The organism is Paenibacillus sp. RC73, assembly GCF_044908085.1.
Lineage (GTDB): Bacteria > Bacillota > Bacilli > Paenibacillales > Paenibacillaceae > Paenibacillus > Paenibacillus terrae_A.
Genome location: NZ_JBIYCV010000004.1, coordinates 567,972 through 583,282 on the forward strand (window position 1 = coordinate 567,972; position 15,311 = coordinate 583,282).

A 15,311-nucleotide genomic window follows, 5' to 3' on the forward strand; every position below is an offset into this window, starting at 1 on the left:
GGAACGAGATGACAATGGAAGAGAGCAGCAGACAGGTACCTTGGCAGAGTTATTATGGACCTAATTTAGGTTATGTGCAGGACCAGTATGAAAAGTATGTAGCGGACCCCGGAACAGTTGATCCGGCTTACCGCGAGCTGTTTGATCAATGGGGTGAGCCGCCGCAATCCGAATACTCGGCTGCTTCCATGATAGACTACAAATTGCAAGGCCCCCCGGCAAGCGCTCAGGGACATCTTGATTCGAACACATTACAGAAAGCGGTTACAGCTGGGAAAATGGTGTGGAACATCCGTGAATACGGACATTTGGCTGCACAAATAGACCCGCTGGGACTGGATGCCGAGCAGGATACACGCTTGCTTGATCCGGCATCCTACGGTTTAACTGAACAGGACCTAAAGGCTTTTCCGGCCTCTTTAATATGGGATAACGCTCCCGCTGGAACACTTAACGGCTGGGAAGCCATCCAACGCTTGCGTGTGGCATACACAGGCCCGATTGCCTATGAATTTAGTCACATTCATAACGAGGAGGAACGCCGCTGGCTGAACAGCTACGCTGAATCCGGCTGGTCCTCCAAACCACTCACCACACAGGAACGCAAGGCGTTGCTAGGCAGACTGGTAGAGGTGGAGCAGTTCGAAGAGTTTTTGCATAAAACGTTTGTCGGACAGAAACGTTTTTCCATCGAAGGTAATGATGTCCTCGTACCAGTACTCGACGAGATTATCCGTCTTACGACGAATGCAGGTGCAAGCCACGTGTTGATGGGGATGGCGCATCGTGGTCGTCTGAATGTACTGGCCCACGTACTGGGCAAGCCTTACAGCAAAATTTTCTCTGAATTTCATCATTCTCCGAATAAGGATCTGATTCCGTCGGAAGGCTCGACAGGGATTAATTATGGCTGGACCGGAGATGTAAAATATCATCTGGGTGCCAATCGTTTTGTAAAGGATGGGGAAGCGGTACAGGCCCGTCTGACATTGGCGAATAACCCGAGTCATCTGGAATACGTGAACCCGGTCGTGCAGGGCTTTTCCCGCGCAGCACAGGAAGATCGCAGTGAGGCAGGCTATCCGAAGCTGGATGTCAGCAAGGCGGCAACCATTATCATGCATGGCGATGCGGCTTTTCCAGGTGAAGGCATCGTGGCGGAATCACTTAATTTCACGAATTTACGCGGCTTCCGTAATGGCGGCTCGGTTCATATTATTGTTAACAATCGTCTGGGCTTTACAACAGAAAGCGTGGATTCACGTTCGACCCGCTATGCAAGCGATCTGGCCAAAGGCTACGAAATTCCGATCGTACACGTGAACGCGGACAATCCCGAGGCGTGCATTGCAGCAGCTCGAATGGCTGGCGAATATCGCAACCGTTTCAAGAAGGATTTCCTGATTGATCTGATTGGCTACCGCCGTTACGGTCATAATGAATCCGATGATCCGGAAACAACGCAACCGCTGGTATACAGCAAGGTGAAAAACCATCCAACGGTTAGCAAATTGTACGCTCAAAAACTGATTAAGCAAGGAATCGTGGATGAAGCGTTTAATGCTGGACTTATCGAAAAGGTACAAAATCGACTCAAGGAAGCGCATGAGCATGTGAAGAATAACCCGGAAGAGGAGCCTGCAATTGCTCCTTCCAAGGCAAAACGGGGTCAGGATTCTGTGGTTCGTACGGCTGTAGAGTTGAAAAAGCTGCGTCAGATCAATGAAAACCTGCTGAAATGGCCAAAAGCCTTCCAGGTATATCCGAAGCTGGATCGTATTTTACAGCGTAGAAAAACGGCTCTGAACGAAGGTGAAAAGGTGGATTGGAGCTTGGCGGAAACGCTCGCTCTGGCTACGATTCTGGCAGATGGCAAACCGATCCGTATGACGGGTCAAGATGCGGAGCGGGCAACGTTTGCTCACCGTAACCTCGTGTTGCACGAGCCTGAAACGGGCAATACGCATTGTCCTTTGCACACATTGCCGGAAGCACGTGCTTCGTTCAGTATTCATAATAGCCCGTTGTCTGAGGCGTCTGTCCTTGGCTTTGAGTATGGCTATAACGTGTACTCTCCTGAAACGTTAGTGATTTGGGAAGCGCAATTCGGTGATTTTGCCAACTGTGCGCAGGTTATTTTCGATCAGTTCATTTCCGCTGGCCGTGCCAAATGGAGACAGAAATCCAGTCTGGTAATGCTGTTGCCGCATGGTAGTGAAGGGCAAGGACCGGAGCATACAAGTGCACGTCTGGAACGATTCCTCCAACTGTCTGCACAAAATAACTGGACTGTAGCTAACTTGAGCAGTGCCTCGCAGTATTTCCATCTGCTGCGCCGTCAGGCTGTATTAAGCGAGAGTGAGGAAGCTCGTCCGCTTGTGATGATGTCGCCGAAGAGTCTCATTCGTAATAACCGTGTGGCTTCGCCTGCTTCCGAATTCAGCGAAGGAACATTCCGTCCCGTGCTGGAGCAGCCCGGATTGGGTGCGCGCCCGGATCGTGTAGAACGGATTGTACTATGCAGTGGCAAGATTGCCATTGATCTGGAAGAAGCGTTGGAGAAGGACAAGGCTGAAGCGGAGGACCGTCTGCACATTATTCGTGTCGAGCAGTTGTATCCTTTCCCAGAAGAGGAAATTCGGAATATTTTCAGCCGTTTCCAGCATGTTAAGGAATTCGTATGGGCACAGGAAGAACCGAAAAACATGGGTGCCTGGAGTTACATTGAGCCTCGTTTGCGGAATGTTGTGCCGCAAGGAGCGGAAATCCGCTATGCAGGCAGACCGGATCGTTCCAGCCCAGCGAGCGGTTATCAGCAAGTACACAGCCTAGAGCAGCAGCGAATTATTCAATCAGCGTTGAAGCAGGATTCCAAAAACAATATTACACTGGGGAGGTAGCGGCTGTGAGCGATATTTTAGTGCCAGCAATGGGAGAATCCATCACGGAAGGAACAATCTCCAAATGGCTTGTGAAGGAAGGGGATTCCATAGGACAGGGGGATGTTCTACTGGAGCTGGAAACTGATAAGGTCAATCTGGAAATTAGCGCAGAAGAAGCGGGCGTAGTCCAGAAAATCCTTCGACAGGAAGGGGAAACGGTGGTTATCGGTGAAGCTGTAGGCTTGATCGGAAGCGGCAGTGGGAGCGTTAGCGCAGGATCATCCGGTGCCGGAGAAGCAGCAGCGACCAAAGCGCCGGAGGCACCGCCTGTAGCCACTTCGCCTGCTTCCACAGCAGGCGATGGCAAATCAGCAGCGGAACAGGCCGCACAGCCTATTCCGTCCCACGGTGACGGGAACGGTCAGACGGCATCTCCCTCTGCCCGGAAGCTGGCGCGTGAGCGCGGAATTGATCTGGAGCAGGTACAGGGGAAGGACCCGCTTGGACGCGTGTTCCAGGAGGACGTTAAAACGCATGGGAACAGCGCCGATGTTTCGCGTGCTGCATCACCTGCACCTGCTTCTCCCGCTGCGAATAAACCTGCTGCGTCTCCGTCTCAGACAGAGTACAGCAAGCCGGTAGAACGTCAGCGCATGTCCCGCCGCAGAGCGACCATTGCCAAACGTCTCGTTGAGGCACAGCAAACGGCCGCTATGCTTACGACCTTTAATGAAGTGGATATGACCGCCATCCTTGATGTTCGCAAACGCCGCAAAGATAAGTTCAAGGAGAAGCACGATGTTGGGCTGGGCTTTATGTCCTTCTTTACGAAGGCAGTGGTCGGTGCGCTCAAGCGTTTCCCTACTGTAAATGCGGAAATTAACGGCGATGATATCGTACTGAAAAAATACTATGATATCGGGATTGCTGTATCTGCGAAGGAAGGGCTGGTTGTACCCGTTGTACGGGATGCTGATCGTCTCGGCTTTGCCGAAATCGAGAAAAGCATTGCAGATTTGGCTGGCAAAGCACGTTCCAATTCGCTTTCTCTGGCGGATCTGCAAGGTGGAACCTTTACCATTACCAACGGAGGTATTTTCGGTTCCTTGCTGTCTACGCCGATCCTGAATTCACCGCAAGTGGGTATTTTGGGAATGCATAAAATCCAGCTTCGCCCGATTGCCATTGACGAGGAACGTATGGAAAATCGTCCGATGATGTATATCGCGTTGTCCTACGATCACCGGATTATTGATGGCAGCGAAGCGGTTCGCTTCCTGGTAACGGTCAAAGAATTGCTGGAAGATCCGGAATCACTGTTGCTGGAAGGATAAATAGATCAACAGTTGTATCCAATCTTTACGTATATGAAAAAGCAGGCTCTTGCGGGTCTGCTTTTTTTCATGCATAGTTATAACATAAGATTACAGGTAGTAGGATACTCAGATGCAGAGAAGGGTGGGGAACTGTTTTGGATCATGATTTGCGCTACCCGATTGGGCCATTCGTCGTTCCGGATACCATTACAGAAGAACAGCTTCTGGCATGGACTCACGATATTGCTGAACTGCCTTCTCAGCTTCGTCAGGCGGTCGAAGGGCTGGACGAACAACAGTTGAACACGCCTTATCGCGAAGGAGGCTGGACGGTTCGGCAGGTTGTCCATCATTTGGCAGACAGCCATATGAACGGTTATATTCGCTTCAAGCTAGCGCTAACAGAGGATACACCCACGATTAAGCCATATGATGAGGGGCGTTGGGCCGAAATACCGGATGCAAGGGAGCTTCCGCTGGAGCCTTCTCTGCAATTGCTGGAAGGGCTGCATGAACGGTGGGTGGTTGTGTTGCGTTCGCTGGGGGATGATCAATTACACCGAACGTTTATCCATCCGGAATCGGGTCAGACGATCCGCCTGGAACGAAACATTGGCATCTATGCCTGGCACGGCAAACATCATATAGCTCATATTACTTCCCTAAGAGAACGGAATACATGGTAATCTCCTAATAAGCTGAACTGAAAAGTTACTTGTGGTGTCACGACGCAGACAAAGAAATAAAAAGAAACCTTTAAACTCACTTTAACCGTGGTTTTGAAGGTTTCTTTTTATTAAGAGCTATTTATGAAGATGCCTCAGAGCCTCCAGACATAACAGAAACGGAGGTCGCTGCTGTGTTAATATGGCGATCCAGCCAATCAACGATATCGGTCATGACCTCATGGCGATTCGTTTCATGCAGCATCTCATGTCGGCCGTCAGGATAGAGACGATATTCTACATCCTGAAGCTTCAGACTCCGGTACATATCCACCAGCGTTAGAACACCTTTACCGAACAACCCCACCGGATCACGATCCCCGGCAAAAATATAGATTGGCAGCTTGGGATTGATTTTTTCGAGTGAGGAGGGCCAATGAATTTCCTGCAAAAGCCGGAAAAAATCTAGAAAAAAGCCTGTCGTGCAGATGGCACCGCATAACGGATCATGTACGAATTGGTCTACTTCATCGGGATCGCGGGATAACCAGTCGAACGCTGTACGCACCGGACGAAAGGCTCGATTAAATCCGCCGAAGACCATAGCGTTGAGCAGTATGCTGCGGTGATCCATTCCTTGCAGTTTGGCTTGCAGCAGGGCAACTTGTTCTCCAAGTTTCAGCAGGCCACGCCGTCCGTTCGTTCCCGATAAAATAAATCCGTGATACTGTTGCTTATCATCATACATGATTTTCTGGGTTAAAAAGGATCCCATACTGTGACCGAGCAAAAAACGAGGCTGATCTGGAAACTCCTTGGCCGCAATTTCGCCCAGATCCAGCATACCGCTTGCCATTCGTTGGAATGCATTCGCCCCTGGCATGCCAAGCTTATCAGAATCACCGGCGGTACGTCCGTGGCCGATATGATCGTTGGCATATACACCATAGCCGGAAGCTGTAAGCTTCTCAGCCAAGCGAATATAGCGGTAGGATGTCTCGCACATCCCGTGCGAAATCTGAACGATTCCCCGCACGGGCGTATGCTGATCCGGTAGCCAGCGGTAGGCAAAAAGCTCCGTTCCGTCATTTTCAGCGATGGTGAAGGTATATTCCCGCATAAGTTAGACAACACACCCTTTAAGCTTTAAGGAAGATAAGATCTAAGGACAGTCATTCCGTCATTCAGCGTGTAACCACCCAGATTAGCGGGGAGCAGGAAGCAATCTCCAGCTTTGCAGGAGAGAGACGACGAATGATTGTCCCACGTTAATGTACCACTGCCTTCGCAAATCACGAGAATGGTAAAGCTGTCATCGGTTGTGGAAAGCGCCCAGCTTCCCTCTACGATACCCTTTTCCACGACAAAATACTCACAGGCTGCGAGTTGAAGCCATTCACCCGGCTGTAAACCACCTGTCTTCATTGTTGTTGCACCAGCCCCCTCGTAAGAGGTCACATTGAGGGAATCCTCGATATGCAGCTCACGGGGCTTGCCATCCAGACCAGGACGGTTGTAGTCATATAACCGATAGGTGGTATCTGAATTTTGCTGAATTTCAGCAACAACAACGCCTGCACACAACGCATGTACGGTTCCAGCAGGGATGAAGAATGTGTCGCCTGCCTCAACAGGAACCTGACGCAAGCTACCCAGGATGTCTCCGCTTTCAAGGGCGGTACGCAGGCTGTCCCGGGTCACGCCCTCGGTCAAACCGTAAATAATTTTGGCATCCGGCTTGGCATCAAGCACGTACCACATTTCGGTTTTTCCCAGCTCTCCGGCTGGAAGTCCTGCATAATCGTCTGTCGGATGCACTTGCACGGACAGATCGTCATTGCAATCCAGCAGCTTGATCAGAAGCGGAAAACGTCCGCCTTTTTCCGATACACCCTTGGCCCCGAGCCAGTCCTGCCCGTAGGTTTCGCGAATTTCATCCAGCCCCTTGCCAGCCAGCTGGCCATTGATGACCGTTGTGGTTCCATTTGGATGATCGGCAATCATCCATCCTTCCCCAATATGCCCTTCCGGCGGGGTTAAACCGAATTGCTCCAAGGCTCGTCCTCCCCAAACTCTCTCTTTGAACTCAGGTTGAAATTGCAGCGGGTATGGCTTTAGCATAATTTCTCTCCTCCATAATGAGTAATGAGTGCGACCAGAAACATGCCGCTGGGGCAATAAAACTGGGGTGAATAGCCCGTACGACGCTCAAAAAAAGATATATGTAAGGCGGCTAAAAAAGCCGCTCATAACCTGAATATGCGAATTTAAAAATGCGACATTATTTCTTTTCAACCGCCACTACGTAAGGCGAAGCAGCTCGTTGTAATTGGCGGTAAATAATGCTTTGACCACTGGATACCGGGAGGGTGGAGGCCCATTGAAGGACAGCTTCGGCTTCCTCGCCGCCTCCAGCGTGTCCCGGATACAGTATGGCGGTCAGAATACCGCGCGGACGCAGCAGATACAGTGCCGCATCAAGAGCGGCGAGTGTACTGTCGGTATGCGTGATAACAGATGGATCAGCGCCTTCGGAGGGCAAGTAGCCGAGATTAAACATGACCGCAGCGACTTTGCCATGCAGTTTGTTGGGAACGGCTTCCCGCATCTGCTCATGACCTTGCAGCAATAGCGATACCTCCGCCAGTGAGAGGGATTCGTCTTTGTCCAGCCGACGACGAGCGAGCTGCAAAGCCTCCTGCTGGATATCGAAGCCATAGACACGTCCCCGTCTTCCGGCAGCCTTAGCCAGGAACAGCGTATCCGCTCCGGTGCCAACTGTGGCATCTATAGCCGTATCGCCCGGCTGGACTCGCGCAGCTACCAATTGATGAGCGTAGCTCAGTACAGACAGGAAGCCCATTTAAGGCTGCCTCCAATACTTACCTTGCCACGTTTCCCGTGATTTTAGTTCATCGTCAATGGCGTTGAGTACTTCCCATTTTTTGAGCGACCACATCGGACCCATCAGCAAATCCCGTGGTGCATCCCCGGTCAACCGATGAACGATCATTTCGGGCGGCAAAAATTCCAGCGTATCGACGATCAGCTTGACGTATTCATCTTTTTCCAGAAAGCGAAGCAATCCGGCTTCATACTGCTTGACCATCGGCGTTTTGCGCATGAGATGCAACAGGTGGATTTTGATGCCCTGCACATCCATAGCCGCCACTGCACGACCTGTGTCCAGCATCATTTCATGCGTTTCCTGCGGCAGTCCGTAAATGATGTGCGCGCATACGCGGATATTGCGCTTGCGCAGCTTTTCCACCGCTTCCAGATAGCATTGAGTGTCATGGGCGCGGTTAATCAGCTCCGAGGTGGATTCATGGACGGTTTGCAGGCCCATTTCGATCCACAGGTATGTGCGCTTGTTCAGCTCGGCAAGGTAATCCACTACATCGTCAGGCAGGCAATCGGGACGTGTAGCGATGGACAGACCAACAACGCCGGGCTGCTCCAGAATGACCTCGAAGTATTCGCGTAGCTCCTCAACCGGGGCATACGTATTCGTATAGGCTTGAAAATAGCCGATATATTGGGCGTTTGGCCATTTTAGATGCTGTCGGTCCCGAATCGTATTGAATTGGGTGACGAGATCGTCCCGGCGGCGTCCGGCAAAATCACCAGATCCCCGTGCGCTGCAAAAGGTGCAGCCTCCTTTGGCAATGGAACCATCCCGGTTCGGACAGGTAAAGCCTGCATCCAGCATGACTTTGAACACTTTATTTTGAAATTGCTCGCGCATTTCGTAATTCCACGTATGGAACCGTTTATCTCCCCACAGGAGAGAAGCAGGCAACAAATCTGTTTTCATGGGTGTACTCCTTTTTTTTGCGATCACCCTATTGTAACAAAAATCAGTCGGAATTGGGAATCACTTGAGAGCGAAAGGCAAGAGAAAGTGCGGATTTTATTGGATTCAGGATTGAAAAAGGTTACACCATGTGTTATATTGTAAGCGGTACCAGACATAATATAAAAGGACTGTTTTCGATCCTGAAAATAAAAGTTAACCATCGGCTAATGATTATTTTTCAGGGCAGCTATGCTGCTTCTATCGCCTGCTTTAGGGTAAATGCACGTCGGTTCCATCACTAATAACCCGTGAGGTGATCTTTTATGAATACGCAGGATAAAACGCGTATGGATAAAGTTACTGTTGAGTTAACCTTTGACGAGGCATTGGCGCTGACTGGTGTCCGTTTTGGGCAAGACCGCCAGATTGGAACGGCCGCACGTCAAAAAATCAGAGCCGCTTGCCAAAAGACGATTGATTTTTCACCTGCTGATGGGGTAGACTATGAACAATTAAATTAGTTGGACCCCAATCCAAATATATTGAAAAAGGAATTTCATTTCCGTATCTTCAAGCGGGGGTGAGATTCCTTTTTCCTTGATAACAGAGCATATGGAGGAGTAACATGCGTTTACGCGGAAGAAAAGGAATACGGGAAAGTCTGGAAGAACAGCAGGACCTGGTGATCTTGGAGCCGGGACAGTATAAAGGAAAGTGGCAGCAGCTTTTTGGCAATGATCGTCCGATTCATGTGGAATTCGGTATGGGCAAAGGTCGGTTCATCAGTCAAATGAGCTATCGGAATCCGGAAATCAACTATATTGGCTTTGATATGTATGATGAACTGGTGCGTCGCGCAGCGGAAAAGTCGCGTCTGGCCTGGAGTGATACAGAGGTTGATACGCCGCCTAATATCAAATTGGCGCTTGCGAACATTGAACAGATTGAGAATGTTTTTGAACCTGGGGAAATTGAACGCATTTATTTGAATTTTAGCGATCCGTGGCCTAAAGCCAAGCACGCGCGTCGTCGTTTGACACATCCGCGCTTTTTGGACAAGTACCGGCAACTTTTAAATAGCAAGGGGCAAATTCATTTCAAAACCGATTCGGAGACGCTGTTTGAGTTCTCGCTGAATTCGTTTGCTGATAGTGGTCTGCAAATGACGAATATATCGTTGAATCTTCATCGTGATGGTATCAACGAAGAGCATGTCATGACTGAGTATGAACATAAATTTATGGGCAAAGGCATGAACATCCATCGTGTCGAGGTGTTGATTGGCAAAGATGCATTGGAAGAGTATGAGAAAATGCGTCTTGAGAAGTATGGGAAATAAATAAAAAACAGGGTGCTTCCTTTTAGGAAAGCACCCTGTTTGGTTCCAGTATATCCAAAATACTCTGTGCACTCTGAAGAGGATAATATCGCGCTACATTATGAACGTGATCCTGTCGCTTGCGAACGATTTCCGGAAATTCGTGTAACAGCCGGTTCATCCATTTAACGACAACATCCAGCGAAGTAATCGGTTCTCCGAAGCCTTGAGCCGTAAAGTATTGACAATTTTCTTCTTCCTGTCCGGGGAGAGGTTTGTGAAACAACATCGGAATCCCTTTTGCCAGCCCCTCGGTGCATGTCATTCCGCCGGGCTTGGTAATGAGCAGATTCGATACCTCCATTAATTTGTCGATTTCCCGCGTAAATCCGAAAATATGAATATTCGGATGAATGAAGCGGGGATCCAGCTGCATTTTACGACGAATTTTATCATTATGACCCAGACAAAAAATAAATTGAATGTTTTCTCTCCAGTGGGTAAGCGAGCGATGAATGACTTCGTCGTTCATCAGACCCCAGCCGCCGCCCATAACGAGTACGGTGGGAATCGGCTTAAGACCGAATTGGTCCCGGATTTCGTCGTGCCCCGGATGTTCCCAGAAATTCGGATGAACCGGAATACCCGTTACTTGAATTTTCGACATAGGCACTCCGCGTGTGCGCAGCTTACGCATGACTTCAGGCGTAGATACAAAGTAACGGTCCACCTCGGGACTGATCCACGTTCCATGCGCATCGTAATCTGTAATGACGGTACAGAGCGGAACATGTACGCCCAAGCGCTTCAAACGTGAAATCACTGCACTTGGGATGGGATGAGTGCATACCACCAAATCAGGACGAAGCTGCCGAAGAATGTTTCGGGTCTGCGTGTAGAACAGACGGTGCAAAGCGAGCGTTGTAAGACGGTTTAATGATTTTTTATACTGATGACGGTAAACCATTCCGATCAGGCGAGGCTGCGATATGACAGTCTTCTTATACGCTGTAATAATGAGCGGAGCCATTCTCGGATTCAAAAAGCTCCCTAATTCCAGCACTCTGGTCTGCACATTCGGAGAAAGCTTGCGCAAACTGCTTGAGAGTGCGTACGCAGCTTGAGTATGTCCGGCACCGAAACCTTCCGATAATAATAACACTCGTTTTTTAGCCACTCTCATTTCACCTGTTCCTGCTGGGATGTTCTCAATCATACCATATCGGCTTTAAGGCCAGAATGCAACCGTTCCTATTGCTGCTGATGTGCCGATGACCGCCCCTGCGAGTACGTCCGTAGGATAGTGGAGCCCCAGGTAAATTCGGGAAAAACCCACAATCAGCGCGACGGGCAGCAAAAGCAGTATTAGCATGGGGGACTGTAGCATAAAAGGAACGGTTACTGAAAAAATAGCGGTTGTATGCCCCGAAGGAAAAGAATGATCCGACAGGGGATTACGGAACGTATTCGTATCTGGCAGTGCCAGGTACGGACGAATCCGCGGGTACAGCTTTTTGGCGATGGCTACAGGGATGTGGCTGACTCCAAGCGCGATGGCCCCCTTCATACCGGATTCCTTCCATGGAAGCGGAGCGAGCAGCCATACAAGCAGTGTAGAGGTGATTGTAAAGGTCGCTCCCCCCAGATGTGTAAGATAATAAAGCCAGAAGTTCAAAAAACGATTGTGTAAGCGTCCGTTGATCCATTTGAACAACTGCTGCTCCAGATTTACAAGTTTTACGACTAGACGTTGCATTTGGTTTCCTCCGGTTGCCGTGCCGGGTTGGTCGGCAAATATTTTGAATCACTTGGACAGAATCAGGTGATAAGTCATTATTCTCTTGCTCTCATCATATTTTTAAACGCTGCTCATTTCAAGAATCACAACTTATCTGGTTCAATTCTACACAAAAATGTTAATGGAATATAAGTTGAATTGTATAACTTTCTTTGCGTTCATTCGTCTAATACGATAGAGTATTTAGAAGTGGCTGTTAAATGGACCACAAAAAAGGAGGGACTAAAGAAATAAAAAGTTAGCAAATGGATGAAAATAAGACCTACCGTCATGTATGAAAGGATCAGCGTCGCATTCCTGGTTCAAACGGGAGTTTGTCGTGTTTTTTTGCTGCTGAGAACGGTTTAGAGGCTTTGACAAAAGATTGAAAACCAACGAAAATCGTAATGGCGTTCCTGTGTCAGCCAATAGGGGGCTGCACACAGTCAATGAAAAAAGCAAGGGTCGGGTCAAAAACTACAAAAAAAGGCGCGCAAAGCGCCGCAACTTGCGCTACAGAGATAGAAAACAAACAAACGCAAGATTTTTAAGGGGTATAAAAAAGGGGGTAACAAGAGATTATGTTAGACGCCATTTTTGTGACGCTCCAGATTATTCTGGCGCTGATCGCGGTCTATCAGTTTGGATTCTCCTTGTTCGGTCTGGTTCGCAAAAAAAGGAAAGAGCATGCGGCTCCGGAAAAATCATTTGCCATTTTGGTCGCTGCCCACAACGAGGAACAGGTTGTTGGAGCATTGATGGAGAACTTGAAGCAACTTGATTATCCAAAGGAACTGTACGATGTATTCGTTATTTGTGATAACTGTACGGACAAGACGGCGGATATCGTTCGCGCACACGGCATGAATGCTTGTGAACGTACGAATCCGAATTTGCGTGGTAAAGGCTACGCCATTGAGTGGATGCTCAAGGAATTGTGGGCTATGCCACGTCAATATGATGCGATTGTCATGTTCGATGCTGACAATTTGGCACATACGAATTTCTTGAGTGAAATGAACAACGACTTGTGCACAGGTGCCCGTGTTATCCAGGGGTACATTGATACGAAGAATCCTGAGGATTCATGGATTACTGCGGCATACGGAGTATCTTACTGGTACATCAACCGTCTGTGGCAGTTGTCACGTCACAACCTGAACATGGCTAACTTCCTTGGTGGTACAGGCATGTGTTTTGAAACGAACCTGCTCAAGGAAATGGGCTGGGGTGCGACGAGTCTGGTAGAGGATTTGGAGTTTACCATGCGCTGTACGCAACGTAATGTATATCCAAGATTTAATTATGATGCCAAGGTATATGACGAGAAGCCGTTGACTTTTAAAGCTTCCTCCAGACAACGTCTGCGCTGGATGCAGGGTCACTTTACAGTCGCTCGCCGTTATTTCTTCCCACTGCTGTGGCAGAGCATCAAGCATAGAAGCCTGGTCAAATTCGATATGGCTCTCTATGGTCTGAACGTGTATATCGTACTGCTTACCTTCTTGATGACAGTAGCGATGTGGGTAGACATTACGTTATTTGGTGGACCTAATATCGAAAATATCTATGTACAATTCCCGGCCTGGACCGGTGCTATAGCTGTTGGTCTGAATATTACCACCTTTTTGATCGCGATGATCCTGGAAAAGGTCACGTTCAAAAAAGTGTATCTTTATTTGTTGCTGTTCCCTGTCTATCTGGTTTCGTGGTATCCGATTACGTTCTATGCGTTCTTTACGCAAAACAACAAGCAATGGAGCCACACCCAGCATACCCGTGTCGTTCGGCTGGAAGAAGTTCAAAGTAAGCAGGGCTAAATGCTGAGTGTATCGCAGATCCTAAGTGCCAACTGTTTTGAATAAATGTGTTGACACTCTGGTGAGTTGCGTGATAAGATGTTCAAGCATGTTAATTGAAAAGTATGGATTATAAGTAGAAGGTCCGACTTCTCACCTGTCCGGTATTGCCGGCTGGTCTTGATCCAATGATTTGTGAATTGAACTTTCATGATGAATTGAGTATCAGACAGGGATGTCGGCTGCATAGTCGTCATCCCTTTTTTGTGCTTTAACACAATACAACAATAACAGGTTCTGGAGGTGGAGGGTTATTAGTAAGGAACATATGATCAATGATGAGATTCGGGTGAGAGAAGTACGTCTGGTTGGTGCTAACGGGGAACAAATCGGGATTACACCGACTCGTGAAGCTCTGCAAATGGCGATTGACGCAAACTTGGATCTCGTGAACGTGGCGCCTCAAGCGAAGCCGCCCGTGTGTCGGATTATGGATTACGGAAAATTCCGCTATGAGCAACAGAAGAAAGAAAAGGAAGCCCGTAAAAACCAGAAGATCGTTGACATCAAAGAGGTATGGTTCCGTTCCAACATCGAGGAGCATGACTACCAGACCAAGTTTCGCAATGTGGTTAAGTTCCTGAATGAAGGGGACAAGGTGAAATGCTCCGTTCGTTTCCGTGGTCGGGAAATTACCCATGCTAATGTGGGTCAAAAAATTCTCGAGCGTGTGAAAGTGGAAGTTGCTGATCTTTGTACCGTGGAGCGCCAACCCAAGCTCGAAGGACGCAGCATGATTATGATATTGGCTCCAAAGAGTCAATGACAAATTAAGGAGGAAGTTCAATGCCCAAAATGAAAACACATAGCAGCCTTAAAGGCCGCTTCAAGATTACTGGTACTGGTAAAGTAATGCGTTACAAAGCTTACAAAAACCACTTGCTTTCCCACAAATCCAAACGTGCAAAACGCGTACTGGGTACTAACCCTGAGATGGCACCTGGGGACGTTAAGCGTCTGAAACAAGGTCTTGCTAACCTGAAATAGCACACAGCACGGCAATGAATTAAGCATAAACATTATTTGGGAGGTCTTTTGATATGGCAAGAGTAAAGGGCGGATTCGTCGTTCGTCGTCGTCATAAAAAAGTATTGAAGCTTGCTAAAGGTTATTTTGGTTCCAAACACCGCATTTTTAAAACAGCTAACGAGCAGGTAATGAAATCGCTTGTTTACGCATACCGTGACCGTCGTCAGACGAAACGTAACTTCCGCAGACTGTGGATCGTGCGTATCAATGCAGCAGCTCGTTTGAACGGTTTGTCTTACAGCAAACTGATGCACGGCCTGAAATTGGCTGGTGTGGACATTAACCGCAAAATCTTGGCTGATCTTGCAGTCAACGATATCAATGCGTTCAACTCTTTGGCAACTGTTGCTAAAGGCAAAATCAACGCTTAATTATTGAAATGAAGGCGTTGAAACCGCGAAAGTGGTTGAAAAGGTATCCCGAGCAGTATGCTGTGTAGGGATGCCTTTTTTTGTACATACTTAACGAAATGAAAAAAGTCCAAATTATTCAAAATACGAATAAACATGACGTATGATGACAGAATGTATGGATTTTACAATAGGTGTAGCGCTTACATTAATCAATTTTCAAAAAAAATTGACCCAAGGTTATTAATCATCTAGATTTTAGTCGATCATAATTGTATAATCTCTAAAGTAAGTCTTCTGTACGATCTGTCTCGAC

At 48.2% G+C, this 15,311-nt stretch carries 15 protein-coding genes; 9 read left to right on the top strand and 6 right to left on the bottom strand.

From position 1 onward, the window contains the following. The first annotated feature begins 8 nt into the window (after nucleotides 1-8). The 3 genes from ABH897_RS12705 (at nucleotide 9) to ABH897_RS12715 (ending at nucleotide 4,884) form a co-directional block, all read left to right on the top strand. On the top strand, nucleotides 9-2,900 hold the full coding sequence (locus tag ABH897_RS12705; protein ID WP_404592104.1) for a 2-oxoglutarate dehydrogenase E1 component: 2,892 nt from the start codon (nucleotides 9-11) through the stop codon (nucleotides 2,898-2,900). 5 nt (nucleotides 2,901-2,905) lie between these two features. Then, nucleotides 2,906-4,216 carry a 2-oxoglutarate dehydrogenase complex dihydrolipoyllysine-residue succinyltransferase gene (gene odhB / locus ABH897_RS12710; protein WP_283655205.1) on the top strand — a complete coding sequence of 437 codons (1,311 nt, stop codon included), beginning with the start codon at nucleotides 2,906-2,908 and terminating at the stop codon, nucleotides 4,214-4,216. A gap of 137 nt (nucleotides 4,217-4,353) precedes the next feature. Then, nucleotides 4,354-4,884 carry a YfiT family bacillithiol transferase gene (locus ABH897_RS12715; protein WP_283655206.1) on the top strand — a complete coding sequence of 177 codons (531 nt, stop codon included), beginning with the start codon at nucleotides 4,354-4,356 and terminating at the stop codon, nucleotides 4,882-4,884. Between the two features lie 121 nt (nucleotides 4,885-5,005). On the opposite strand, the gene ABH897_RS12720 is transcribed toward ABH897_RS12715, so the two are convergent. The 4 genes from ABH897_RS12720 to mnmL form a co-directional block, all read right to left on the bottom strand. Further along, nucleotides 5,006-5,983, bottom strand: a complete 978-nt coding sequence (locus ABH897_RS12720; protein ID WP_283655207.1) for an alpha/beta fold hydrolase — start codon at nucleotides 5,981-5,983, stop codon at nucleotides 5,006-5,008. 26 nt (nucleotides 5,984-6,009) lie between these two features. Further along, nucleotides 6,010-6,984 (bottom strand): type I phosphomannose isomerase catalytic subunit, encoded by a 975-nt coding sequence (locus tag ABH897_RS12725; RefSeq protein ID WP_283655208.1) that lies wholly within the window; start codon nucleotides 6,982-6,984, stop codon nucleotides 6,010-6,012. A gap of 160 nt (nucleotides 6,985-7,144) precedes the next feature. After that, a complete protein-coding gene (gene mnmM / locus ABH897_RS12730; protein ID WP_404519998.1) occupies nucleotides 7,145-7,726 on the bottom strand; it encodes a tRNA 5-(aminomethyl)-2-thiouridylate-methyltransferase MnmM in 582 nt (193 codons plus the stop codon). Next, a complete protein-coding gene (mnmL, locus tag ABH897_RS12735; protein ID WP_404520000.1) occupies nucleotides 7,727-8,680 on the bottom strand; it encodes a tRNA modification radical SAM protein MnmL/YtqA in 954 nt (317 codons plus the stop codon). A gap of 305 nt (nucleotides 8,681-8,985) precedes the next feature. Between mnmL and ABH897_RS12740 the strand changes: the two genes are divergently transcribed. Together ABH897_RS12740 and trmB are read left to right on the top strand one after the other, a co-directional pair. Then, a complete protein-coding gene (locus tag ABH897_RS12740) occupies nucleotides 8,986-9,183 on the top strand; it encodes a hypothetical protein (protein ID WP_013370066.1) in 198 nt (65 codons plus the stop codon). Nucleotides 9,184-9,287: 104 nt separating this feature from the next. Next, entirely contained in the window at nucleotides 9,288-10,001 is a 714-nt protein-coding gene (trmB, locus tag ABH897_RS12745; RefSeq protein WP_283655210.1) for a tRNA (guanosine(46)-N7)-methyltransferase TrmB, read from the top strand. A 22-nt stretch (nucleotides 10,002-10,023) separates the two neighbouring features. On the opposite strand, the gene ABH897_RS12750 is transcribed toward trmB, so the two are convergent. Both ABH897_RS12750 and ABH897_RS12755 read right to left on the bottom strand, forming a co-directional pair. After that, nucleotides 10,024-11,157, bottom strand: coding sequence for an MGDG synthase family glycosyltransferase (locus tag ABH897_RS12750; RefSeq protein WP_481857716.1), 1,134 nt, complete (start codon nucleotides 11,155-11,157; stop codon nucleotides 10,024-10,026). Between the two features lie 51 nt (nucleotides 11,158-11,208). After that, the gene (locus ABH897_RS12755) at nucleotides 11,209-11,736 is read right to left on the bottom strand and encodes a phosphatase PAP2 family protein (RefSeq protein WP_283655212.1); all 528 of its coding nucleotides are present in this window, start codon (nucleotides 11,734-11,736) and stop codon (nucleotides 11,209-11,211) included. Between the two features lie 602 nt (nucleotides 11,737-12,338). Here ABH897_RS12755 and ABH897_RS12760 point away from each other — a divergent pair. From ABH897_RS12760 to rplT, 4 genes are all read left to right on the top strand, one after another. Continuing rightward, complete coding sequence (locus ABH897_RS12760; protein ID WP_283655213.1) at nucleotides 12,339-13,577, top strand: glycosyltransferase family 2 protein; 1,239 nt, start codon at nucleotides 12,339-12,341, stop codon at nucleotides 13,575-13,577. Between the two features lie 307 nt (nucleotides 13,578-13,884). Beyond that, nucleotides 13,885-14,382, top strand: a complete 498-nt coding sequence (gene infC / locus ABH897_RS12765) for a translation initiation factor IF-3 (protein WP_014280557.1) — start codon at nucleotides 13,885-13,887, stop codon at nucleotides 14,380-14,382. Nucleotides 14,383-14,402: 20 nt separating this feature from the next. Further along, nucleotides 14,403-14,603 (top strand): 50S ribosomal protein L35, encoded by a 201-nt coding sequence (rpmI, locus tag ABH897_RS12770; protein ID WP_013309379.1) that lies wholly within the window; start codon nucleotides 14,403-14,405, stop codon nucleotides 14,601-14,603. 53 nt (nucleotides 14,604-14,656) lie between these two features. Continuing rightward, the gene (gene rplT / locus ABH897_RS12775; protein WP_007429517.1) at nucleotides 14,657-15,016 is read left to right on the top strand and encodes a 50S ribosomal protein L20; all 360 of its coding nucleotides are present in this window, start codon (nucleotides 14,657-14,659) and stop codon (nucleotides 15,014-15,016) included. Nucleotides 15,017-15,311: the final 295 nt, after the last annotated feature.